Annotated in this window: 22 protein-coding genes and 1 tRNA gene; 6 read left to right on the top strand and 17 right to left on the bottom strand. The window is 68.1% G+C overall.

Annotated features, from left to right (window positions below):
- The first annotated feature begins 73 nt into the window (after nucleotides 1–73).
- From ACWF4Z_RS06950 to ACWF4Z_RS06940, 3 genes are read left to right on the top strand one after another with little or no spacing between them, the layout of a single operon-like run.
- Entirely contained in the window at nucleotides 74–1,084 is a 1,011-nt protein-coding gene (locus ACWF4Z_RS06950) for an adenosine deaminase (protein WP_452242018.1), read from the top strand.
- A 28-nt stretch (nucleotides 1,085–1,112) separates the two neighbouring features.
- A complete protein-coding gene (locus ACWF4Z_RS06945) occupies nucleotides 1,113–3,914 on the top strand; it encodes an AfsR/SARP family transcriptional regulator (RefSeq protein WP_452242017.1) in 2,802 nt (933 codons plus the stop codon).
- A 16-nt stretch (nucleotides 3,915–3,930) separates the two neighbouring features.
- Nucleotides 3,931–4,863, top strand: coding sequence for a hypothetical protein (locus ACWF4Z_RS06940; protein ID WP_452242016.1), 933 nt, complete (start codon nucleotides 3,931–3,933; stop codon nucleotides 4,861–4,863).
- Here the strand turns inward: ACWF4Z_RS06940 and prmC are convergent, their stop codons facing one another.
- From prmC to ACWF4Z_RS06870, 14 genes are all read right to left on the bottom strand, one after another.
- Nucleotides 4,864–5,691 carry a peptide chain release factor N(5)-glutamine methyltransferase gene (gene prmC, locus ACWF4Z_RS06935; protein WP_452242015.1) on the bottom strand — a complete coding sequence of 276 codons (828 nt, stop codon included), beginning with the start codon at nucleotides 5,689–5,691 and terminating at the stop codon, nucleotides 4,864–4,866.
- The gene (gene prfA, locus ACWF4Z_RS06930) at nucleotides 5,688–6,764 is read right to left on the bottom strand and encodes a peptide chain release factor 1 (protein ID WP_452242014.1); all 1,077 of its coding nucleotides are present in this window, start codon (nucleotides 6,762–6,764) and stop codon (nucleotides 5,688–5,690) included. Before prfA ends, prmC begins: the two co-directional genes overlap by 4 nt.
- 88 nt (nucleotides 6,765–6,852) lie before the next feature.
- On the bottom strand, nucleotides 6,853–7,059 hold the full coding sequence (gene rpmE / locus ACWF4Z_RS06925) for a 50S ribosomal protein L31 (RefSeq protein WP_452242013.1): 207 nt from the start codon (nucleotides 7,057–7,059) through the stop codon (nucleotides 6,853–6,855).
- Between the two features lie 111 nt (nucleotides 7,060–7,170).
- Nucleotides 7,171–9,324, bottom strand: a complete 2,154-nt coding sequence (gene rho, locus ACWF4Z_RS06920) for a transcription termination factor Rho (protein WP_452242012.1) — start codon at nucleotides 9,322–9,324, stop codon at nucleotides 7,171–7,173.
- Between the two features lie 348 nt (nucleotides 9,325–9,672).
- A complete protein-coding gene (thrB, locus tag ACWF4Z_RS06915; protein ID WP_452242011.1) occupies nucleotides 9,673–10,566 on the bottom strand; it encodes a homoserine kinase in 894 nt (297 codons plus the stop codon).
- A complete protein-coding gene (gene thrC / locus ACWF4Z_RS06910) occupies nucleotides 10,566–11,642 on the bottom strand; it encodes a threonine synthase (RefSeq protein WP_452242010.1) in 1,077 nt (358 codons plus the stop codon). The genes thrB and thrC overlap by 1 nt, the downstream gene beginning before the upstream one ends.
- A 6-nt stretch (nucleotides 11,643–11,648) precedes the next feature.
- Nucleotides 11,649–12,941, bottom strand: a complete 1,293-nt coding sequence (locus ACWF4Z_RS06905) for a homoserine dehydrogenase (protein WP_452242009.1) — start codon at nucleotides 12,939–12,941, stop codon at nucleotides 11,649–11,651.
- Nucleotides 12,938–14,341: a diaminopimelate decarboxylase gene (gene lysA, locus ACWF4Z_RS06900; RefSeq protein ID WP_452242008.1), complete on the bottom strand. Its 1,404-nt coding sequence runs from the start codon at nucleotides 14,339–14,341 to the stop codon at nucleotides 12,938–12,940. The genes ACWF4Z_RS06905 and lysA overlap by 4 nt, the downstream gene beginning before the upstream one ends.
- Nucleotides 14,338–15,996 (bottom strand): arginine--tRNA ligase, encoded by a 1,659-nt coding sequence (gene argS, locus ACWF4Z_RS06895; protein ID WP_452242007.1) that lies wholly within the window; start codon nucleotides 15,994–15,996, stop codon nucleotides 14,338–14,340. Before argS ends, lysA begins: the two co-directional genes overlap by 4 nt.
- A 62-nt stretch (nucleotides 15,997–16,058) precedes the next feature.
- Complete coding sequence (locus tag ACWF4Z_RS06890; RefSeq protein WP_452242006.1) at nucleotides 16,059–16,478, bottom strand: PIN domain-containing protein; 420 nt, start codon at nucleotides 16,476–16,478, stop codon at nucleotides 16,059–16,061.
- On the bottom strand, nucleotides 16,478–16,723 hold the full coding sequence (locus ACWF4Z_RS06885) for a FitA-like ribbon-helix-helix domain-containing protein (protein ID WP_452242005.1): 246 nt from the start codon (nucleotides 16,721–16,723) through the stop codon (nucleotides 16,478–16,480). The genes ACWF4Z_RS06890 and ACWF4Z_RS06885 overlap by 1 nt, the downstream gene beginning before the upstream one ends.
- Nucleotides 16,724–16,779: 56 nt before the next feature.
- Entirely contained in the window at nucleotides 16,780–17,307 is a 528-nt protein-coding gene (locus ACWF4Z_RS06880; protein ID WP_452242004.1) for a hypothetical protein, read from the bottom strand.
- A 58-nt stretch (nucleotides 17,308–17,365) separates the two neighbouring features.
- Nucleotides 17,366–17,551 carry a PspC domain-containing protein gene (locus ACWF4Z_RS06875; RefSeq protein WP_452242003.1) on the bottom strand — a complete coding sequence of 62 codons (186 nt, stop codon included), beginning with the start codon at nucleotides 17,549–17,551 and terminating at the stop codon, nucleotides 17,366–17,368.
- 193 nt (nucleotides 17,552–17,744) lie between these two features.
- Nucleotides 17,745–18,578: a hypothetical protein gene (locus tag ACWF4Z_RS06870; protein WP_452242002.1), complete on the bottom strand. Its 834-nt coding sequence runs from the start codon at nucleotides 18,576–18,578 to the stop codon at nucleotides 17,745–17,747.
- Nucleotides 18,579–18,657: 79 nt separating this feature from the next.
- Here ACWF4Z_RS06870 and ACWF4Z_RS06865 point away from each other — a divergent pair.
- Nucleotides 18,658–18,729 (top strand) — tRNA-Arg (locus tag ACWF4Z_RS06865).
- Nucleotides 18,730–18,960: 231 nt separating this feature from the next.
- On the opposite strand, the gene ACWF4Z_RS06860 is transcribed toward ACWF4Z_RS06865, so the two are convergent.
- Entirely contained in the window at nucleotides 18,961–19,563 is a 603-nt protein-coding gene (locus tag ACWF4Z_RS06860) for a TetR family transcriptional regulator (protein WP_452242001.1), read from the bottom strand.
- A gap of 144 nt (nucleotides 19,564–19,707) precedes the next feature.
- On the opposite strand from ACWF4Z_RS06860, the gene ACWF4Z_RS06855 reads away from it, so the two are divergent.
- Nucleotides 19,708–20,163, top strand: coding sequence for a nuclear transport factor 2 family protein (locus ACWF4Z_RS06855; protein ID WP_452242000.1), 456 nt, complete (start codon nucleotides 19,708–19,710; stop codon nucleotides 20,161–20,163).
- Nucleotides 20,164–20,208: 45 nt separating this feature from the next.
- Here the strand turns inward: ACWF4Z_RS06855 and ACWF4Z_RS06850 are convergent, their stop codons facing one another.
- Entirely contained in the window at nucleotides 20,209–20,847 is a 639-nt protein-coding gene (locus ACWF4Z_RS06850; RefSeq protein ID WP_452241999.1) for a TetR/AcrR family transcriptional regulator C-terminal domain-containing protein, read from the bottom strand.
- A 70-nt stretch (nucleotides 20,848–20,917) separates the two neighbouring features.
- On the opposite strand from ACWF4Z_RS06850, the gene ACWF4Z_RS06845 reads away from it, so the two are divergent.
- Nucleotides 20,918–22,384 carry an FAD-dependent monooxygenase gene (locus tag ACWF4Z_RS06845; RefSeq protein WP_452241998.1) on the top strand — a complete coding sequence of 489 codons (1,467 nt, stop codon included), beginning with the start codon at nucleotides 20,918–20,920 and terminating at the stop codon, nucleotides 22,382–22,384.
- Here the strand turns inward: ACWF4Z_RS06845 and ACWF4Z_RS06840 are convergent.
- On the bottom strand, nucleotides 22,381–23,241 hold the full coding sequence (locus ACWF4Z_RS06840) for an AraC family transcriptional regulator N-terminal domain-containing protein (protein WP_452241997.1): 861 nt from the start codon (nucleotides 23,239–23,241) through the stop codon (nucleotides 22,381–22,383). The genes ACWF4Z_RS06845 and ACWF4Z_RS06840 overlap by 4 nt on opposite strands.
- Nucleotides 23,242–23,299: the final 58 nt, after the last annotated feature.

Below are 23,299 nucleotides of genomic sequence, written 5' to 3'. Positions count from 1 at the left end.
CGATCGGAACAAGTTGACACCTGGATGTCAGCTTGCGATCGCCGTACGCCGGGTTGTCCTTAGGATCGCGGTCATGACTGTGTCGCGTGAGTTCCTTGCCGGGTTGCCGAAGGCCGAGCTGCATGTCCACCACGTCGGATCCGCCTCGCCGCGGATCGTTGCCGAGCTCGCCGCCCGGCACCCGGAGTCGCCGGTGCCGGCCGATCCGGCTGCGTTGGCGGAGTACTTCCAGTTCACCGACTTCGCGCACTTCATCGACATCTACCTGAGCGTCGTCGACCTGATCAAGACGCCCGAGGACGTCCGCCTGCTGACCTACGAGGTCGCCCGCGAGATGGCTGCGCAGAACCTGCGGTACGCCGAGCTGACCTGTACGCCGTACACGTCGGTCATCCGTGGGATCGCGCCGGAGGCGTACTGCGAGGCGATCGAGGATGCGCGGATCGCGGCGGAGAAGGAGCTCGGCATCACGCTGCGCTGGATCTTCGACATCTCCGGCGAGAGCGGGCTGCCGGGCGCCGACACGACCCTGGAGGTCGCGCTCAAGAACCGGCCGGAAGGGCTGGTCGGATTCGGGCTGGGCGGGCCGGAGATCGGCGTACCGCGGCCGCAGTTCGCACCGCACTTCGAGGCCGCCGTCGCCGCCGGGCTGCACAGCGTGCCGCACTCGGGCGAGACCACCGGGCCGGAGACGATCTGGGACGCGATCCGCTACCTGAAGGCCGAGCGGATCGGCCACGGCACATCGGCCATGCAGGACCCGGCGCTCGTCGACTACCTGCGTGAGCACCGGATCCCGCTGGAGGTCAGTCCGACGTCCAACATCGCGACGCGCGCGGTCGCGTCGTACGACGTGCACCCGCTGCGCGCGATGGTCGAGGCCGGGCTCGTGGTCACGATCAACTCCGACGACCCGCCGATGTTCGGCACCGACCTGGTCAACGAGTACGCCGTTGCCGCCAAGCTGCTCGACCTCGACGAGGCGGGCGTGGCCGAGCTGGCCAGGACCGCCGTCCGCGTGTCCTTCGCCGAGGATTCGCTGAAGACCGCGCTGCTGGCCGAGATCGACGCCTACGTAGGCTGAACGACGTGTAGCTGCAAGACTATCCAGCGTGACCGACAACCTGCGGCTGGACCTACTCGGGCCGCTGCGTGGATGGTCCGGTGACGCGAGGATCGATCTCGGTCCGATCCGGCAGCAGACCCTGCTCGCTGTCCTCGCGCTGCGGTCCAACCAGGTGATCTCCGCGGACGAGTTGGTCGACCTGGTCTGGAGTGACGCGCCACCGTCCACGGGCGCCAAGATCGTCCCGCCGTACATCTATCGGCTGCGCAAGCTGCTGCCGGAGGGCGTGCTCGTGCACACGCGGGACGGGTACACCTTGCGGCTCGCGCCGGACGCTCTTGACCTGGACCGGTTCGAGCGGCTGGTCAGTGCGGCGCATGCGAGTGAGGACAAGGACGAAGCCGCGGCCAGCCTGGCAGAGGCGCTCGCGCTCTTTACGGGCGAGCCTCTGACCGGACTGGCCGGGCACTACCTCACTGTGCAGCGGCACCGGCTGATCGAGCGCAGGTTGAAGGTGCTGGCCGAGCGGATCGAGCTCGACCTCGAACGCGGCCGGTACGGCGATCTCGTGCCGGAGCTGGTCGCACTGGTCGAGGAGGACCGACTGCGCGAGCAGTTCGCCGGCCAGCTGATGCTGGCGTACTGGCGCAGCGGACGGACCTCAGAGGCACTCGAGACCTACACGCGGACGCGCAAGGAGCTGGTCGAGCAGCTCGGCGTTGAGCCCGGTTCCGCGCTGCGCGCTATCCACGAACGCATCCTGCAGAACGAGGATGACCCGGCATCAGCCGTCCGCCCAGCTGTCCGGGACGAGCTTCCGTACGACGGTGCCGCGTTCGTCGGTCGTGAAGACGCACTGCGCCAGGTGGTCGATGCGATGTCCACTCCAGGTCCCGCGGTGGTGGCGATCGACGGCATGGCCGGTGTGGGGAAGTCAGCGCTCGCTGTGCGGTCGGCTCGGCAGCTGGCCGACGTGTACCCGGACGGTCGGCTGTTCATCGACCTGCACGGGTTCACCCCGGGGCGTGAGCCGGTGTCCGCGCTGGAGGCCCTGGATCGGTTGCTACGCACGCTTTCTGTCCCGGCTGACCGGATCCCGGCCGACCTGGAGGAACGGGCGGCGCTGTGGCGTTCTGAGCTGGCTGGCCGGCGGATTCTCGTCGTACTGGACAATGCGCGGGATAGCGATGGAGTGCGGCCGTTGTTGGCCGGCAGTCCGAGTTGCGGGGTCATTGTGACCAGCCGGCGGCAGCTGACCGGTCTGGACGCGACTGCCCGGCTGGCACTCGACGTACTGCGCCCGGAGGATGCGCGCGCTTTGCTGGCTGAGATCGTCGGGGCGGACCGCACCGGTGATTCTGCGGCCGCAGAAGCCGTCGTGAGCCAGTGCGGCCATTTGCCGTTGGCTATCCGGGTGGCTGGGTCGCGGCTGCGGCATCGACCTAGCTGGACGATCGAGCACCTGAGCAAGCGGCTCGACGCCGAGGACAGGCGACTTGCGGAGCTCAGCACCGACAGCGGTGGCGTCTCCCCTGCTTTCGCCTTGTCCTACGAGCATCTGCCGCCAGACCAGCAGCGTCTCTTCCGGCTGCTCGGTGTGATGACCGGGCAGGACATCGAGGTGGACGCCGCAGCCGCACTGGCCCAACTGGACCCGGTCGACGCGGAAGACCTGCTGGAGCAGTTGGTGGATGCCAACCTGCTGCTGCAGCTACGGCCGGGCCGATTCCAGTTCCACGACCTGCTACGCCAGTACGCCGGGACACTGGACGCGGAGCCGGACGCGGTACGGCGTTTGCTCGACTACTACCTCTACGCCACCGAAGAGGCGAGTGCGGCGATCTTCAGCAGCCGGCCGCAGGCTCCCCCGCCTTCCACCGGGCTGGAGTGGATCGACGCCGAGGGCGCCAACGTGCTGGCGACGCTCCGGTACGCCGAGGCACACAACAGCCTGGAACACGCCTGGCGCCTCGGACTGGCCGTGGCGTCGTGTTTCTACCAGCGGGGCCGGATCTATGAGATGGATGAGGCGCTCGCCCTGGCACTGCGCGCCGCTGCCCGGGACGTGGATCCGGAAGCCGAGTCACGCGTGCTGATGTCGATCGGTAGCCTCGGCCGCTACCGCCTGGGTGCCGAGGCGAGTCTGCGTACGCTCCAGGAGGCCCGGGAGAAGCTGCCGGCGGACGCTGAGCCCGCACTGCGCGCACGACTGCTCGCGTCCATCGGCTACAGCCTTGCGAAGGTGAATCCGGACGCCGAGGCCATCGCCGTACTCGCCGAGGCCCTTGCGGTGGCCCGCGATTCCGGTGACTTGAGCATCGCGTCCCGGGTGCTGGCGTATCTCGGCGCGGCCTATGGGGACCGCCAGGAGTTCGCTCAGGCGTTGGCGTCGTACGAGGAGTCACTGCGGCTGGCCCAACAGGCTGACGACCTGTCTGTTCAGGCTGAGGTGCTGAATGGGATCGGTGAGTGCCTGCTCGGGCTGGACCGCGTGGACGAGGCCGTGACGGCTCTGACCACCGCACTGGCCATCGGGCTCGAGCGTGGGTCCGACTACAGCCTGATCTACACGTATGCGTTCCTGAGTACGGCGTTCACCCGACACGAGCAGTGGGCCGAGGCACTGGACGTCGGACGCCGGTCGCTGGCGCTGGCGTTGGAAAGTGACTCCCAACAGGCAGAGCAGAACGCGCATCTGCGGCTTGCGGAAACACTGCTGGCGAAGGGCGATCTCACCCAGGCGCGGCCGCATTTCGCCCGCGCGCTCGAGCTTGCGCTCGACGACGGGCAGGAGTCGGTGATCGCACGCGCCGCGGGCGGGCTGGCCCGTACAAGTCCTGCCGCTTAAGTGGTTACCTGGTGCCGTGCGGAGAGTCTGTGGGGTGCTGGCCGCCGTCCTCCTGACGGTGGCGGCGTGTACCGATGAGCCCGCGCGCAGCGATTCCACGCCCGCACCGACGACTCGCAGTCCGAGCGCGAGTCCACCGCCGACTCCCCCGGCCGATGGCGAACTGCCGCGCGGTGGGCGAACGATCTTTCCCACCTACCAACTGGTTGGTTATGTCGGGTTGCCCGGCTCACCCGCACTCGGGCCGCTGGACCAGGACCTCGACGCGAAGGCGGACAAGCTCGAGCAGCTGTCCAAGGCCTATGCGTCCGGACGTACGCCGCTGCCGGTGATGGAGCTGATTGCCGTTGTGGCGAAGGGATCCCGGGGCAAGGACGGGATGTACCGCGGGCGGTTGCCGGACTCGGCGATCGAGGCGTACCTGACGGTCGCCCGCAAGCACCGGATGCTGTTGCTGCTCGACATCCAACCGGGGCGGGCCAAGATCCTGCCGGAGGTCAAGCGGCTGGAGCGCTGGCTGAAGGAGCCGGATGTCGGCCTGGCGTTCGATCCGGAGTGGGCCGTCGGGCCAGGACAGGTGCCGGGCCGGGTCTTCGGCCGTACGACGGGCGCGGAGCTCGACGGCATCGCGTCGTACCTGTCGGGACTGGTACAGACCAACAAGCTGCCGGAGAAGGTGTTCGTGTTCCATCAGCTGTCGGCGCGGATCGTCAGCAATGAACAGGCGCTGAAGAAACATCCGGGCGTCGTGACGATCAAGTCCGTCGACGGCATCGGCGCCCGCGCCGACAAACTGAAGACCTGGACGAAACTGACCACCAAGCTCCCGGTCGGCGTGCACGCCGGGTTCAAGCTCTTCTACACCGAAGACACCCGCCACGGCGCGCTGATGACCCCGCCCCAGGTCCTCGCGCTGAGGCCACGTCCCGAGTTCGTGGTTTACGAGTAGTCAGACGCGACGGCCGGTGGCGAAGCGGTGGCGGCCGGAGAGGTCGAGCTGGTCGCGGACCTCGGTGAAATCGGCGGTGGCGGCGAAGACGGCCGGCGCGGATTCGCCTTGGACATCGGCATGTTCGCAGGCGAACCAGCCGCCGGGCTTCAAGAGCCGACCGGCGGTGGCGGCAACGACCTTGATCTCGTCGAGGCCGTCGTCGCCGGACCACAGGGCGAGGGCGGGGTCGTGGTCGCGGACCTCGGCGGTGACGGATTCCCACGCAGTCAAAGGGATGTACGGCGGATTGCTGATCACCGCGTCGACGACACCGTCGAACTCGGGCAGGCAGCCGTCGATGTCGCGCTCATGGAGTACGGCGCCGGTGCCGGCGAGATTGCGTCGGGCCCACACGCAGGCCTCGGGTGACAGCTCGACCGCGTGGACGATGCTGTCGGGGCGCTCGGTGGCGATGGCGCCGGCGATCGCACCGGAGCCGGAGCAGAGGTCGACCACCAGCGGCTGCTTGATGTCGGCGATGCGGTCGAGGATCCAGCCGACCATCACCTCGGTCTCCGGTCGCGGCACGAACACCCCCGGTCCGACGACCAGCTCGCGATAGCGGAAGGCCGCCGTACCGGTCAGGTGTTGCAGAGGCTCACGGGCGGCTCGACGGGCGATCAGAGCGTCGTACGCACGGCGTTGGTCGTCTGTCGGCGTCGACAGGTGTAGGCGGCTCGATCCGGTGACGAAGGCGAGCAGCTCGGCGGCGTCGTACTCGGGTGAGGCAACGCCCGCCTCGGCCAGCCGGGCCGCCGCGTCGGCGACCAGCGCGCGCGGTGTCATTTCGAGTCGACGGCCTCGAGGCGGGCGGCCAGGTCGGCTTCGGTCAGTGCCTGGATGACCGGCGCAAGCTCGCCGCCAAGGACCTGGTCGAGGTTGTGCGCCTTGTAGCCGACGCGGTGGTCGGAGAACCGGTTCTCCGGGAAGTTGTAGGTGCGGATCCGCTCCGAGCGGTCGACGGTCCGGATCTGCGACCGGCGGGCGTCGGACGCCTCCTGGTCGGCGGCTTCCTGGGCCGCGGCGAGCAGGCGGGACCTCAGCACTCGCATGGCCTGCTCACGGTTCTGCAGCTGGGACTTCTCGTTCTGCATCGAGACCACGATGCCGGTCGGCAGGTGCGTGATGCGTACGGCGGAGTCCGTCGTGTTGACGCTCTGTCCACCAGGACCGGACGACCGGAACACGTCGATGCGCAGGTCGTTCTGATCGATCTCGACGTCGACGTCCTCAGCCTCCGGCAACACCAGCACTCCGGCGGCGGACGTGTGGATCCGGCCCTGCGACTCGGTCACCGGCACCCGCTGTACGCGGTGCACGCCACCTTCGAACTTGAGCTTCGCGTACGGCGCCTCACCCGGCTCGGGGGTCCCTTTCGCCTTCACGGCGACGGTGATCGACTTGTACCCACCCAGGTCGGACTCGGCGGAGTCGAGGATCTCGGTCTTCCAGTTCTGCGACTCGGCGTACTTCAGGTACATCTTCAGCAGATCGCCGGCGAACAGGGCCGACTCGTCGCCGCCCTCACCGGCCTTGATCTCGAGGATCGCGTCCTTGTCGTCGCTCGGGTCGCGCGGGACCAGCAGCACCTGCAGCTTCTCGGCGAGCTCGTCGCGACGGTGCTCGAGCTTGGTCGCCTCGTCGGCGAAGGCCGGGTCCTCGTGCGCCAGCTCACGCGCCGCCTCGATGTCGTCGGCGGTCTGCAGCCATTCGTCGTACGTGCGGACGACCGGCGCGAGCGCGGCGTACCGCTTGCCGACCCGGCGGGCGTTGGCCTGGTCGGAGTGCAGCTCGGGATCCGACATCTGCCGCTCGAGCTCGCCGTACTCAGCCTTGAGCGTCTGAACCGCTTCGAACATCCCGCACTCCTTCCTAGGTACTGGCTGACATGACAAACCGCGCGCCGGTCCCGCAGAAATCTGCGGGACCGAACGCGCGGCAGGAAAGCTACTTCTTCGCGTAGCGCTTCTCGAAGCGGGCCACCCGGCCACCGGTGTCGAGAATCTTCTGCTTGCCGGTGTAGAAGGGGTGGCACTGCGAGCACACGTCGGCGTGGATCACGCCGTTCTCCGCGGTCGAGTGCGTCTCGAACGAGGCGCCGCAGGTGCAGGTCACCTTGGTCGCCACGTAGTTCGGGTGGATGTCGCTCTTCAAGACAATCTCCTAGGTTTCAGATGCTCCGGGTCGCCCGCGGCGCGAACGTGAACCGGAACCGACAGACCAGTTTGCCACCCACCGGCGGCAAACTGGTAATCGAGCCGTCTTTCAGTCGCCGTTGGTCGTGCTGTGACCATTTCCGGCTGACGGGGTCGTCTTGTTGACCTGCAGCAGGAACTCGATGTTCGACTTGCTCTCCTTGAGCTTGCCGATCAGGAGCTCGAGGGCGGCCTGGCCGTCGAGGGCCGAGAGGACCCGGCGCAGCTTCCAGACCACCTGGGTCTCGTCCTTGGACATCAGCAGCTCTTCGCGGCGGGTACCGGAGGCGACCACGTCGATCGCCGGGAAGATCCGGCGGTCGGCGAACTCGCGACGCAGGCGCAGCTCCATGTTGCCGGTGCCCTTGAACTCCTCGAAGATCACCTCGTCCATCTTCGAGCCGGTCTCGATCAGCGCGGTCGCGAGGATGGTCAGCGAACCGCCGTCCTCGATGTTGCGGGCCGCACCGAAGAACCGCTTCGGCGGGTACAGCGCCGACGAGTCGACACCACCGGACAGGATCCGGCCGCTGGCCGGGGCCGCGATGTTGTAGGCGCGTCCCAGCCGGGTGATCGAGTCGAGCAGGACGACGACGTCGTGGCCGAGCTCGACCAGCCGCTTGGCCCGCTCGATCGCCAGCTCCGCGACCGTGGTGTGGTCGTCGGCCGGACGGTCGAACGTCGAGGCGATGACCTCGCCCTTGACCGTGCGCTGCATGTCGGTGACCTCTTCGGGCCGCTCGTCCACCAGCACGACCATCAGGTGCACTTCGGGGTTGTTCGTGGTGATCGCGTTCGCGAGCGCCTGCAGCACCATCGTCTTGCCGGCCTTCGGCGGCGAGACGATCAGGCCGCGCTGGCCCTTGCCGATCGGGCTGACGATGTCGACGATCCGGGTGGTGAGCACCCCGGGCTCGGTCTCCAGGCGGAGCCGCTCGGTCGCGTACAGCGGGGTCAGCTTGTTGAAGTCCTGCCGCTGCTTGGCAATCTCCGGGTCCGCACCGTTGACGGTGTCGATCCGGACCAGCGGGTTGAACTTCTCCTTGCGCTCACCCTCCTGCGGCTGCTTGACCGCGCCGGTGATCGCGTCGCCCTTGCGCAGGCCGTAACGCTTCACCATCGAGAGGGCGACGTACACGTCGTTCGGGCCGGGCAGGTAGCCGCTGGTCCGGACGAACGCGTAGTTGTCGAGTACGTCGAGGATGCCGGCGGCCGGGACGAGGACGTCGTCCTCGCTGATCGTCGGCTCCGGGTCGAACCGCTCACCGCGGCCGCGGTTGCGGCTCGGGGCGGTGTCACGACCGGTCTGGGCGCCACCGTCGCGGCTGTTGCGGTCCCGGTCGCGGCCCCGGCGGCGACGACGACGGCTGTCGCCGTCCTCACCCCGGTCGTCGTCGCGAGCGGTGGTGTTCCGCGCGTTCTGGTCCTGGCGGTTCCGCTGGTTGTCACCGCGGTTGTCCCGCTGCGAGTCCCGGCCGTCACGGGCCTGGTTGTCGCGCGCCTGGCCGTCGCGGTTGTCGCGGGCCTGGGTGTCGCGGTTGCCGTCCCGGTTCTGGGTGTCCCGGTTCTGGGTGTCCCTGCTCTGGTTGTCGCGGCTCTGGGTGTCACGGTTGCGATCGCGCGTGTCGCGGGCGTCCCGCCCGTCGCGCTGGTTGTCCCGCTGGGTGTCCCTTTGGCGGTCGCGGCTGCGACCCTGGCTGTCGCCGCGGTCGTCGGCGCGGTTGTCCGCACCCTGGTCGACCTTCGGCTCGGCCGTCGCGACGCCGTTCTGCACGGCGGCGGCGCTCCCGTTCTGGGAGGCAGCGGCCGGTGCTTCGACGGCAACAACGGCGGCTTCAGGGGTGGAACCGTTCTGGGCCGAGGAGTCCTTCTCGGCGGCCGCGCGGGTCCGGCGACTGCCACCCTCGCGCTTGGCCGGCGCCGCGGTCTTCGCCGCCGGCGCCCGAGTAGCACCATCAGCAGCACCGGCGACGGCCTCGTCGAGCGTCGGCTGCGTCGCCTTCGCCCGGCCACCACCGGTGGAGCCGCCCGTCTGGGCGGCCTTGATCGCCTCGATCAGCTGGCCCTTGCGCAGAGCGCCGGTGCCCTTGATGCCGAGCGTCCCTGCGAGCTGCTTGAGCTCGGGGAGCAGCATGCCCTCGAGGCCGCCTCCGGCCTTGCGACGACGCGTCGCGGTAGCGGCGTCGCCGGTAGGCGCGCTGGAGGCTTCTACAGTTTCTGTCACGTGAGGTCCTTCCCACACGGATTGTCGATGTTTCCGAAAGCACATCGACCAAGTTTCATCACCCACGACCGACAAAACGGGCACGCGGGCATCAAAGAGGCTCTCGTTCGATCTGAGTCCCCCCGGACATCTCCGGCGCAGGCGGCGCAAGGTCAAATCCACAGGGGGGTCGCCACACAACACAGGGTGCCGGGAGCACAGCCCGGATCGTGACGAGAGTTCACCGATCACCTGGAGGGGATCGGGTGAGTCGAGACTAGCACCACAACGGGTCGAACTGCTGCCTCAGGTGGATCAACGCGTGTCAGTTGTCCATCATTCCCGAGCGCGAAATCCGGATGGATCGATCTACCCCGCCTCGAGCGACCAGACCTGTACGCCGACTGGATCGATGCCCAGGTCGTACCGGGTCCAGCCGTCCGGCGCGGCCGGGGTGTGGTCCCTGGACCGGTCTGGGCCGCCCAGTACGAGCACGGTCGGACCCGCACCGCTGACGACGGCCGGCAAACCGCTGCCCCGAAGCTTGTGCATCAGCGCAAGACTCTCCGGCATCGCGGCCTCGCGATACTCCTGATGCAGTCGATCCTCGGTCGCCGTCAGCAGCAGTTCCGGCCGCCCGGTCAAGGCCGCGACCAGCAACGCGGCCCGGCCTGCGTTCGCGGCGGCATCACGATGCGGTACGGCGTCCGGCAGCAATCCGCGGGCCTGTTTCGTCAGCACGCGATGGTCGGGCACGTAGGCGAGCGCGACCACCGGCTCCTTCACGTCGAGCCGCACCGCCTTGCCCGTATCGCCTTCACTCCAAGCGATCGTGAACCCACCAAGGGCACAGGCCGCAACATTGTCGGGGTGCCCTTCGAGCTCCGTCGCGAGCGCGACCACCCGATCGCGATCGAGCTGTTCATCGGCCAATCCATAGGCCGCGGCCAGTCCGCCGACGATCGCCGCCGACGACGACCCGAGCCCACGACCATGCGGGATGCTGTTCTCGCACACCAGCGAGTAACCCGGTACGTCGGCCCCCAGCGCCTTCAGGCCGTACTGGACCGCTTGAACAACCAGATGGGACTCGTCGAGCGATACCTCACCCTCCCCCGCACCGACCACCTCGATGCGGACGCCGGATCCGCCCGGCGTCACGATCAGTTCGTCGTACAAGGTCAGTGCGAGGCCGAACGCGTCGAAGCCAGGACCGAGGTTCGCGCTGGTCGCGGGCACCCGGACCCGCACCTGGTCCGGCATCAGGCCAGCCCGGCGACGCGGGCGACGGCGTCGGTATCGGCGGGTGTGACCGGGGACTCATCCGCTTTCGCGTGGTCGAGCGCGGTGTCGATGTCCTTCAGGCCGTGGCCTGTGACGGTGATCACCACGGTCGAGCCACCGGGCAGCCAGCCCTGCGCCTTCGCGTGCAGGAGTCCGGCGACGCCCGCGGCCGAGGCGGGCTCGACGAAGACGCCTTCGCGCGCGGCGAGCTCGCCCTGTGCGGTCAGGATCTGTTCGTCGGTCACCATCTCGATCCGGCCGCCGGACTCGTCGCGAGCGTTCTCGGCGAGCGTCCAGGAGGCCGGGTTCCCCACGCGGATCGCGGTGGCGGCGGTGTCGGGCCTCTCGACGATCGCACCACGAACGATCGGAGCCGCGCCCTCGGCCTGGAATCCCCACATCTGCGGGGTTTTCGAGGCGAGCTTGTCCTTCGCGTACTCCTGGTATCCCTTCCAGTATGCCGCGATGTTGCCCGCGTTACCAACCGGGAGCAGGTGCAGATCGGGGGCGTCGCCGAGCGCGTCGCACACCTCGAACGCCGCGGTCTTCTGACCTTCCAGGCGGACCGGGTTGACCGAGTTCACCAGGGCGACCGGGTAGTGCTTGCCGAGCTCGCGGACGATCCGCAGGCAGTCGTCGAACCCGCCGTCGATCGAGACCAGCTTGGCGCCATGAACGACGGCCTGGGCCAGCTTCCCCTTCGCGATCCGGCCGGCCGGGATCAGCACGAGCGGGATCAGTCCGGCCCGAACGGCGTACGCCGCCGCCGATGCCGACGTGTTGCCGGTCGAGGCGCAGACGACGGCCTTGTCACCGGCCTGCGCGGCCAGCGAGATCGCGACCGTCATGCCGCGGTCCTTGAACGAGCCGGTCGGGTTGTTCCCCTCGACCTTGAGCCAGACCTCGCAGCCGGTCCGCTCGCTGAGCCACTGCGCGGCCACCAGCGGCGTACCGCCCTCGCCGAGCGTGACGACCGGGGTGTCGTTCGACACCGGCAACCGGTCCCGGTATTCCTCGATCACGCCACGCCATTGGTGGGGTCGCTGCTGACTCATCCCGATCTACCCGCCTTCTACCCGCATCACACTGCTGACTTCCCGGACGATGTCCATGCCGCGCAGGACCTCCACGGTGGTGGACAACGCAGCGTCGGTCGCGGTGTGGGTGACCACCACCAACTGAGCGTCACTGCCCCGGCCTTCCTGGCGCACGGTCTGGATCGACACGTCCTGCTCCGCGAAGGCCTGGGCCACCGCCGCCAGCACACCGGCCTTGTCGGCCACGTCCAGCGACACGTGGTAGCGGGTCATCGCGTCGCCCATCGGCCGCACGGCCCGCTGGGTGTACGACGACTCGCCGACCCCCGGCACGCCCTTGAGCCGGTTGCGCGCGGCGGACACCAGATCCCCGAGGACGGCACTGGCCGTCGGGGCACCGCCGGCACCACGACCATAGAACATCAGCTGGCCGGCTGCCTTACTTTCCACGAACACGGCGTTGTACGCGTCCCGAACACTGGCCAACGGGTGGGTGACCGGGATCATCGCCGGATACACCCGGGCGCTGACCGAGTCGGTCGCCTCGTCCAGCTCACAGATCGCCAGCGACTTCACCACGCAGCCCATCTCGCGGGCCGAGGCGATGTCGGTCGCGGTCACCTCGGTGATGCCCTCGCGGTGGACGTCGGCGATGGAAACCCTGGTGTGGAAGGCCAAACTCGCCAGCAGGGCGGCCTTCGCAGCCGCGTCGAACCCCTCGATGTCCGCAGTCGGGTCGGCTTCGGCGTACCCGAGTGCCTGGGCCTCTTCCAGCGACTCGTCGAACCCGGCGCCGGTGCTGTCCATCTTGTCGAGGATGTAGTTCGTGGTGCCGTTGACGATGCCCATCACCCGCATCACGTCGTCACCGGCCAGCGACTCCCGCAGCGGCCGCAGGATCGGGATCGCGCCGGCCACGGCGGCTTCGAAGTACAGGTCGCGCTCGTACTTCTCCGCGGCCGCGAACAGCGTCGGGCCGTCCTCGGCCAGCAGCGCCTTGTTCGCCGTGACGACGGAGGCTCCGTGCTCGAGCGCGGTCAGGATCAGCCCGCGGGCCGGCTCGAGTCCACCGATGACCTCGATCACGAGGTCCAGGTCGCCGCGTGAGACCAGGGCCTGCGCGTCGGTCGTGATCAGCGCGGGGTCGACGGCGATGTCGCGCTCGCGTCCGGCCCGTCGGACGGCGATGCCGGCGATCTCCAGCCGCGCACCCACTCGGGCCGCCAGATGGTCAGCCTGCTCGGTCAGGATCCGCACCACTTCGGTGCCGACCACACCACAACCGAGCAGGCCCACCTTGAGAGGTTTGTCGTTCATTCGGCCCCCATGTCGAGTGCGAGCAGGTCGTCTTCGGTCTCACGCCGTACGACGACGCGGGTGCGACCGTCCTTGACCGCGATCACCGGTGGCCGCGGGACGTGGTTGTAGTTGCTCGCCATCGACCGGCAGTACGCGCCTGTCCCCGGCACGGCGATGAGGTCACCCGGCCGCACATCCGACGGCACGAACTCGTCGCGTACGACGATGTCACCGGCCTCGCAGTGCTTGCCGACCACGCGGGCGAGCGTCGGCCCGGAATCGGAGTAGCGATTCGCCAGCGTGCAGGAGTAGTCGGCGTCGTAGAGCGCCGTACGGATGTTGTCGCTCATGCCACCGTCGACCGACACGTACGTGCGCGCGGCGCCCGCGTCGAGCTCGACCTCCTTGACCGTGCCGACCGAGTAGACCGTGCAGACGGCCGGTCCGACGATCGCGCGACCGGGCTCGATCGACACCTTCGGCACGTCGACGCCGAACGCGCGGCACTCGTGCTCGACGATCTTGCCCATCTCGGTCGCGAGCTGCGCGGGGTCGGACGGATCGTCCTGGGTCGTGTAGGCGATCCCGAACCCGCCACCCAGGTCGAGCTCGGGCATGTCGACGCCGAGCTCCTCGGAAACCCTTGCGTGCAAGGCGATCACGCGCTTGGCCGCGACCTCGAACCCGGACGAGTCGAAGATCTGCGACCCGATGTGCGAGTGCAGGCCGAGCAGCTCCAGCTCCGGCGCTTCGTTGACTCGGGCAACGGCTTCGAACGCGGCGCCGGAGGTGATCGAGAAGCCGAATTTCTGGTCCTCGTGCGCGGTCGCGATGTATTCGTGGGTGTGCGCCTCGACTCCGGCGGTGACCCGGATCATCACCGGTGCGACGACGTCGCGCTCACCGGCGAGCGCGATCAGCCGGGTGATCTCGTCCTGCGAGTCGACGATGATCCTGCCGACACCCGCCTCGAGTGCCCGGGCCAGCTCGGACTCGGACTTGTTGTTGCCATGAAAGCCGAGCCGCCGAGGGTCCGCGCCGGCGCGCAAAGCGACGGCCAGCTCTCCCCCGCTGCAGATGTCCAGGTTCAGGCCCTCTTCCAGCACCCAGCGGACAACCGTCGTACAAAGAAAAGCCTTGCCGGCGTAGTAGACGTCGAAGTCCTTGAAACCGTGCTTGAACGCGCGGGCCCGGGCGCGGAAGTCGTCCTCGTCCAGCACGTACGCCGGGCTGCCGTGCTCGGCGACCAGGTCACGGACGTCGACACCGCCGACCTCGAGGGCGCCTTCGCCGTTCTTCTTGGCGTTGGTCGACCAGAGCGAGGTGACCAGGTCGTTGGGATCGCGGGGCGCGCGCAGCCACGGCGGCGCCTTGTGGCCGATGTCGGCGTGCAGCGCGCCCGCCTCGTGGGCCCTCACATCCGCTCCGGTGCGGTGACGCCGAGCAGGTCCAGCCCGTTGGCGAGCACGGTCCGGGTCGCGGCGACCAGGGTCAGGCGAGCCTTGTGCACCGGCTCGACCTCCTCGTCGCCGCGCGGCAGCACGCGGCAGCTGTCGTAGAACTTGTGGAACGCGGCCGAGGTGTCCTCGAGGTAGCGCGCGACCCGGTGCGGCTCCCGCAACTCGGCCGAAGTGGCGACGATGCGCGGGAACTCGGCCAGCGCGCGGAGCAGGTCGCCCTCGCGCTCGTGGCTGAGCAGACCCGGGTCGAACTCGTCGAGCTTGATGCCGAGCTCATCGGCGTTCCGCAGGATCGAGGCGAGCCGGGCGTGCGCGTACTGGACGTAGTAGACCGGGTTCTCGCTGGCCTGGCGGGTCATCTCCTCGATGTCCAGCGTCAGCGGGGAGTCGGCCGGGTAGCGACACAGCGTGTAGCGCAGCGGGTCGACGCCGCCCTCCTCGACCAGCTCGGCGAGCGTGACGATCGTGCCGGCCCGCTTGGACAGCTTCATCTCCTCGCCGCCCTTGAGGATCTTCACCAGCTGGCCGATCAGAACCTCGATGTTGTACTGCGGATCGTCCCCGGCGCAGGCCGCGATGGCCTTCAGCCGGTTCACGTAACCGTGGTGGTCGGCGCCGAGCATGTAGACGCAGGTCTCGAAGCCACGGTCGCGCTTGTTCACGTAGTAGGCCGCATCGGAGGCGAAGTACGTCGGCTCGCCGTTCGAGCGGATCAGGACCCGGTCCTTGTCGTCGGTGAAGTCCGTCGTCCGCATCCAGAGCGCGTCGTCGGCCTCGTACAGATGACCCTGCTCGCGGAGCTTCTGGATCGCGTGGCCGACGCCGTCCTGCTCGTGCAGGCTGCGCTCCGAGAACCACACGTCGAACTTGGTCCGGAAATGCTCCAGCTGGGCCTGCTGCTCCTTGAGCTGACGCTCGTACCCGGCCTCGCGGAACGCGACGGCCTGCTCGTCGTCCGGCAACTCGGTGATGCCCGGCACCTCGGCGACGATCTGCTTGGCCAGGTCCAGGATGTACTCCCCGTGGTACCCGTCCTCGGGGATCGGCTCGCCGTTCGCCGCGGCCTTCAGGCTGGCGCCGAACTTGTCCATCTGGTTGCCGCGGTCGTTGATGTAGAACTCGCGGGTGACGCTGGCCCCGGCCGCGGACAGCACCCGGGCGAGCGCGTCGCCGACGGCAGCCCACCGGGTGTGACCCAGGTGCAGCGGGCCGGTCGGATTGGCCGAGATGAACTCGACGTTGATCGTGCGGCCCTGCAGGCTGTCGCTGGTGCCGTACGCCGGGCCCGCGTCGAGAATCGACTGGGCGATCTTGCCCTGGGCGTCGGCGGCGACCCGAAGGTTGATGAAACCGGGGCCGGCGATCTCGACGGCGGTGATCGCGTCGTCGTCCTGCAGCTTGGCGGCGAGCAGCTCGGCGAACTGGCGCGGATTCATCCCGGACCGCTTGCCGAGCTGCATGGCGACGTTGGTGGCGTAGTCCCCGTGCTCGGGGTTCTTGGGCCGCTCGACCTTCAGCTCGCGCGGCAGCCCGCCCTCGACGGTGATGGCGCCGTCGTCGGCGAGCGCGGCCAGGGCCTGCAGGATCTTCTCAGCGAGCTGTTCCGGAGTCACCGCCTCAGCCTAATGGCCGCAGGCCCGATGTCTTGACTCACCATCCACAGCCCGGTACACCCTCACTCCCACGGATTGACCAGCTGAACCCCGGTCCGGACGAAGTCCGCGATGTTCCTGGTCGCGAGTGGAGCTTGTTCTACCAGGCAGATCGCCGCGATCTGCGCATCCAAGGTGCCGATCGGCAGACCGGCCCGCCGCCGGTCGCGCATCACCACCGAATAGGCCGTCGCCGCCTCCGCCGTGAACGACAGGACCTCGTAGTCGACGACGGAGGAGGCGAAAGGGGCGTCCGCGGCCAGCCGCATCTGCGTGCGCCTGCGGCCACCCGGCATGCGCTCTATGCCGTCGAAGATCTCCGCAACGGTGACGGCCGTCGTCCGGAACTCCTCGCCCAGATTGTCGAGTATCCATTGCCAAACAGCCGGGTCCGGAGTCTCCTTCATGATCTCCGAGACGACATTGGTATCGAGCACGATCATCAGTCGAACTCGACCGGTGCACGATGTCCGCCGGTCCGCGGCGGGATGTCCAGTTCAACTCCACCGAGCGCCGCACAACGCTCGTGCAGGACCAGAAGCCAGTTCTCGGGCCCCTCCTCCTCGGCCACGGCATCGATGAGGATCGCTCTCACCTCAGCCTCCATCGAGCGACCGTGCTCGGCCGCGCGAACCCGCAGCCGGTGCTTCACATCGTCATCGAGACTTCGCACTGTGATTGCTGCCATCGCCGATCCTCCTCCGCCTTCGGTGCTAGCAGAAAGGGTAGCAGTGATTGCACTCTTCAGTGACGGACTGTGATGGCGAGGTTGCTGTTGCGGGTCAGCGGGGTGTTCCAGGGGGCTGGTTTGCCGTCGATGGTGACGGTGAGCGCGTGACAGGCGTCGGCCAGGCACTTGGCGTCGTACCGGACTCCCCAGAGAGTGAAGAACTGCGGAAGGGTCGGGCGCTCGGCGGTGGTCTTGGATTCGACCCAGACCAGGCCGTCGGTGGTGTGGGTGTGGACCGCGGCCTGCTCCGCGCGGAGGCGATCGATGCCCACCCCAGCCGGGACCTCGACGGGCTTGCCGTCGACCGTGACGGAGATGGTCAGTGTGTACGGCGAGGGCCCGGAGAAGTCGAGCGGGAGCCGTTCGAAACCGGCCTTGTCGATGTACGAGACGGCGTCGCGGGGTGCGTCCCACGGTGGCGGGCCGCTCCGGAGTTCGGCCGCGGCCGGCGGCGCGGGGCCTACCTGACAAGCGCTGGTGCCGAGGAACAGCGCGGCGAAGGTTGCCGCCACGCCCGCCCGGCGCCACCTGCCTGCTCTCATGAACAGTCAGGTTGCCATGCCGGGCAGCGTGCGGGATGCGAGGGGCCAGCTGATCGGGTCAGTCCTCGGAAGGCATCAGGACCCAGAGCACGATGTAGATCAGGAACTGCGGGCCGGGCAGCAGACAGCTGATGACGAAGATGGCGCGCATCGTGTTCGGCGTCGTACCGAACCGGCGGGCGAGCCCGGCGCAGACACCGCCGATCCAGCGACCGTTGGACGGGCGGACCAGTGAGCTAGCCATGAGAGCACTTTCCTTTCGCAGACGGGCTTACGTCCACTATGACGCCGGTTCCGCCACAGTCGATCCCGCCGCGCCCCTCTTCCAGGGTCGACTCAGGGTGCCCCTACGACGAAAGTCGGTGACCCCTCCGGGTCAGGTGGACCGAATCGTGGCCGTGGGCAACGATTCGGTCCACTGCGGAGGTTCTTCGGGATCAGCGCTGGAAGCGGTAGGTCTTGCTGTCGATGGCGATGCAGGCACCCGGAGACAGGATGACGACGCGGAGCGTGCCGTCGTTCTCGAAGTAGTCGATACCCTCCACCTCGAACTCACCGGAGCAGCCGCTCTGCAGCGGCAACTGACCGAGTGAGGTCACGTGCCCGTTGACATCGCCGGAGCCGACCGGCGCGGACAGATCCACCTGCAGCAACGGCTTCGTCGTACCGAAGAGCGTCCCGGCCGGGTCGTCGGACGAGCAGAGCAACTGGGTCGCGGTGACGAAGTCACAACCCTGTACGTCGCGGACCTGGTGGTCGAGGCGGACCGACGAAGCCAGCGGCAGGTTCTTGGACGGATCCGTCGCGGCGACACCCGGCATCGGGAAGACCAGCAGGCGGTCCATCGTTCCCCACTCGCCGTTGACCATCCAGCGAGTGTCGGGCGACACGGCCGACCAGCTGTTGTTGTTGGCCTCCGACGACTCGAGGGCGTGGGTGTAGTTGGCCCAGGTGCCGGACGGCGACTGCACCCGGAAGAGCTTCCCGCCACGGTCATCGCGCTGGTAGGGCTCGACGTACCAGCCCTGCGCGGCCCCCGGATCGCCGACGTGGTTCCAGCCCTTGAGCAACAGATCGAGCGGAATGGTCGTCGTACCGGTGTAGCGGTACTGCGTTGTCGCACCACGAGTGACCGTGGCCAGTCCTTGACCTTCATCCAGCGGACGGGCGTTGTCCGACCCGACGATTCTCCATCCAGTGACGGCTTGGGCCTGAGCCGGCGCAAGCAGGGCGGCGAGCACTACGACGAGAGCAATCCCCAGTTTTCGCATGGCCTCGTTCTACCCTGCCCAGGTGTCGCCCAATTCGGGATCAAGCGAACTTTCCTGCTACTGTTCTGCAAGTTCCTGAGCCCCCGTAGCTCAGGGGATAGAGCACCGCCCTCCGGAGGCGGGTGCGCAGGTTCGAATCCTGCCGGGGGCGCGACCGATCTGGCCGATCCTTGTTCGCGGAGAGCGCGAACGTTGGATCGGTCGCCGTGTTTCTGGGGGGTGCAACCCCCCAGACCCCCGCCCGGCGGGGCTTCGCCCCCCGGACCCCCCGGGTCTGTGGTTGCTCGGGTGCCTTCCGGTTCCGGCCTTGGTTGGTGTGGTGCTTCCAGTTTCGGCTGTGGTTGCTGTAGTTGTGTGGTGCTTTCGGTTCTGGCTGTGGTTGCTACGGGGTTTGGGTGAAGGCGTCGCGGAGGAGCGACAGGGCTTTTGTGCATTCTTCATTGAGGGGGGTGTGCTGGCCGGACTGGAGCCAGAAGACTGTGGCTACGCGCATGGCGTCGGTTACGGCGTGGGTTAGGACGTGGGCGCGGAGTTCGGTGTCGTGGGTTCTGGGGTGGCCTGTTAGGAGTGCTTCTACAAAGTGTTCTTGGCCGCCGCGCCATACCAGCTGGAAGAGGCGCGCCTGGAGGGCAGGGACGGCTTGGACCAGGCGATAGGCGCGCATCGTGCGGGCCGGGTCGCCGGCGGTCAGGCCGGCGAGCATGGCTCGGGCCACGAAGTCCACGTCCGTCTCGTCCGGGTGACGCTCGGCCAGTGCCTGTCGGGTCGCGTCGGCGGCATTCGGACCGCCGAGGAGCACGTCCTCCTTCGCCGGGAAGTAGCGGTAGAACGTTCGCGGTGAGACGTCGGCGGCCGCCGCGATGTCGTCGACCAGCACCGCGTCGTACCCCTTCGACTCGAACAGCCGCAGCGCGGCGTCGATGATCGCATCCTCGGTTCGCCTCTTCTTGCGCGTCCGCAGGCCGTCCTCGGGATCACTGGTCACACCGATCAGGCTAAACCACACCCGACAGAACTGCCGAACGGCAGGATTGCCAAGTGGCAGATCTGCCACTACACTCGTTCACGGTCGTCCGGACGCCCACCTGCCCGAAGCATCCACGCACCCGCACGCAGGAGGAAGTACGCCGTGAACCGCGAAGACACCATGAATCAGTACTGGCGGGCCTACAGCCGCCACGACCTCGAAGCCGTCCTCGCCTACATGTCCGAGGACGTCGTCATCCAGTTCCCGACGAGCGCACAGCCGAGCCGGGGCAAACAACACATCCGGCCGGTCTGGTCGATGCTGTTCAGCACGATCATCCCGGACGTCCGCCAAGAGGTCGTGCACACCGTGATCCACGGCGACACGGCCGCCTGCGAGTTCGTCGAGACCGGCACACTCCACCTTCCGCCCGGCGTGACCGAGTCGGCAGGCGGCCGGCCCTACACGATGGAGATGGCCTCGTTCTTCCATTTCGACAGCACCGGCCTGATCGACCGAATCCGTTCGTACTGGGACACCGGGAGCTTCGCCGAACAGATCGGGATCGACATCAGCGTCATCCGCTCCCTGCAGTCACGCGCACACCTGACCGCCTGACCGCCTGAGGCCTCGCCGCCAGCGACTCCTACCGACCACCTGCCGCTAGCTGGTCGGTAGGTAGGTGGCTTTCAGGCCCGTGAGGATTACCTGGAGGCCCGCCTCGAAGGCTTGGTCTGTTCTCGATTCGAACAGATGGGGGCCGGCTTGGGTGGTCAGTGGGTAGCGGGTGCTGGTGGTGAGGGGGGTCGATGTGTAGGGATTCTCGCCTTTGTAGTCGGCGCCGGTTCTTGCTTGTTCTTCGATGGTGAAGCCGATGGTGTAGTGGTAGACGACCGGGAAGCCTCGGGCCGCGTCCTCGAGGGTGAAGCCGGCGTCGACGAGGGTGGCGAGGGTCAGCTCCACGGATCTGGGGAGGTCCGACTCGTCCATGTAGCTGCCGGCGAAGACTCTGGCGCCGTCTCGGTAGGTCAGCATCATCTGGCGCAGGGCACGGGCGCGGCCGGTGAGCCACTCGGTCCAGTCGATGCCTTTGCGCGGCGCTTCGAGACCGTCGTTGACTTCGTGAGACATGACCGCGGCCATCGCGTCCAGTAGCTCCTGCTTGTTCTTCAGGTGCCAGTAGAGGGCGGGCGCCTGCACGCCCAACTCATTCGCGAGCAGGCGCATGGTCAGGCCGTCCAGGCCGACCTCGTTGAGCAGACCGAGGGCAGCCTTCGCGATGACCTCGCGAGTGAGCTTCATGCTTGACACCTTAACACCGTTATGGGCATCCTTAACATCGTTAAAGCTTAACAACGTTAAGGAGACTCTGATGGAGACCACGAGCGTTCTGATCGCCGGTGCCGGGCCGACCGGACTGATGCTGGCGTGCGAGCTGCGGCTGGCCGGCGTCGACGTACGGGTTATTGATCGGCTCGACCGGCGTGGTGATGAATCGCGGGCCGGTGGCATGCACCCGCGCAGCCTCGAAGTGCTGGATCAGCGCGGGATGCTCGCGCCGTTCCTGGCCCAGGGGAAGCCGTTGCAGGCCGGGCACTTCTCCGGGATCGGGCTGGACTTCAGCGGCTTCGCGACCCGGTTCCCGTATTCGCTGGTGCTGCTCCAGGCCCGGGTCGAGCGGTTGCTCGAGGAACGCCTGGTCGAGCTGGGCGGCCGGGTCGAGTGGTCGGCGGAGATCACGGGAGTAGAGCAGGACGAGGACGGTGTCGCCGTACGGATCAATGACGCACAGGAGATTCGTGCCGACTACCTGGTCGGAGCCGACGGCGGCCGGAGCGCGGTGCGCAAGCTGGCGGGCATCGGCTTCTCCGGTACGGCGGCAACCTTGACGACGCTGCTCGGCGACGTCGAGTTGCGCGAACCACCGACCGAGGCGTTCTTCCAGGTTCGTACCGAGAACGGAAGCTTCTCCGTGCTCAGCTTCGAGCCGGGCTGGTACCGGGTGATGGTCCAGGAGTACCACGTGATCCTGGATCGGCACGCGGAGGTCAGCCTGGAGCAGGTGCGGACGGCCCTGATCCGCGTGGCCGGCACCGACTTCGGCCTGCACAGCCCGCGCTGGCTCTCCCACTTCGGCGACGCTGCGCGGCTCGCGGACCAGTACCGGAGCGGCCGCGTGCTGCTGGCCGGGGACGCAGCGCACATCCACTTCCCGGCCGGCGGGCAGGGCATGAACACGGGTCTGCAAGATGCGGTCAACCTCGGCTGGAAACTCGCCCTGGTCGCCACCGGCCGAGCGCCGGAATCGCTGCTCGACAGCTACGAGACCGAACGCCGCCCGGTCGCCGACCGCGTCCTCCGCAACACCCGCGCACAGACGTTCCTGGGTCGACCAGGTCCGCACGCCGACGCTCTCCGCGAGACCGTCACCGCGTTGATCGGGACCGAGGCCGGCAACGACACCATCGGCACGATGATCTCCGCGCTCGACCTCAAGTACCCGGTCGGTGACGAGCACCCGCTCCTCGGCCGGCGCGTCCCCGACCTCGATCTCAAGACCGCCGACGGCGCCGTCCGCCTGTACGAACTCCTGCACGCCGGCCGCCCGATCCTGCTCGACTTCGACGGCACCCGCCGTACGGCGCTCGACGGCTGGACCGACCGTGTCGACCGCGTCGAAGCCATCCTGCCGACCGAGCGCTGGGCGGTCCCGGCCGTCGGCGACATCCCCGCCTCCGCGGCGCTCCTCATCCGGCCCGACGGTCACGTCGCCTGGCTCCCCGAGTCAGCTGTTGACCTGCAGACTGCCCTCGCCACGTGGTTCGGGCCGAAGAGCTAGGCGGTGCGGTCCTCGCTCGGGGTCCGGCCGAAGGCCTGGTGGTAGGTGCGGGTGAAGTGGGCCGGGCTGGTGTAGCCGACCTGGTACGCGACCTCGGCCGCCGTCATCGACTGCGTGCGAAGCAGGACCCGGGCCTCCTGCAGGCGGATCTGCTTCTGGAACTGGATCGGCGTCATCGAGGTCGCGGCCCGGAAATGCCGGTGGAAGGTCGACGGGCTCATCCCGGCCAGGTCCGCCAAGTCGGCCACGAGCAACGGTTCGTCGTGGTGACTGCGGATCCAGCGGATGGCCCGGGAGATGTGGGCGAGCATGCCGTCGGCCAGACCGACCTGCCGGACCAAGGCGCCGTGGTCTCCGGTGAGCAGGCGCCACAGGATCTCCCGCCGGATCCCCGGCGCCAGCACCCGGACGTCGTCGGGGTGGTCGGCAATGCGCAGCAGTCGTACGACGGGGTCCAGCAGCTCAGGTGTTGCGTCACTCACGACCAGACCGGCGTACCGCGGCGGCTGCTCCGGCACCTCGAGCAGTAAGGCCGCGATCTCGAGCGGGTCGAGGCGTAGGCCGACCACGGCGAACGGCTCGTCCGGGCTTGCCTTCAGGGCTTGCCCGATCACCGGAAGATCCAGGGTGGTGACGAGGAACTGCCCGGCGCGGTACTCGTAGGCGACGCCGTTGAGCATGGTCCGCTTGACACCCGACGCGACCAGGGCGACCGACGGCTCGGTGATTCCGCCGGCCGGATCGGTCGGCTTGTCGCGCCGGCTCACCCGGACCCCGTCGAGCAGCTCAACGGCGTACCCGCGTTGTCCGGTCGTGTACCGGATGATCAGATCCAGGAGTTCGTCGAGCAGATCCACTTCTCCAGTGGAGCACAGAACGCGGCAGGATCGCGCAAGCCGGCGCCAGCATCACGCT

The sequence above is a fragment of the Kribbella sp. NPDC055071 genome (genome assembly GCF_053608045.1).
The sequence above is the reverse complement of the archived record's forward strand: the minus strand, read 5'-3'. Positions and strand labels throughout refer to the sequence as shown.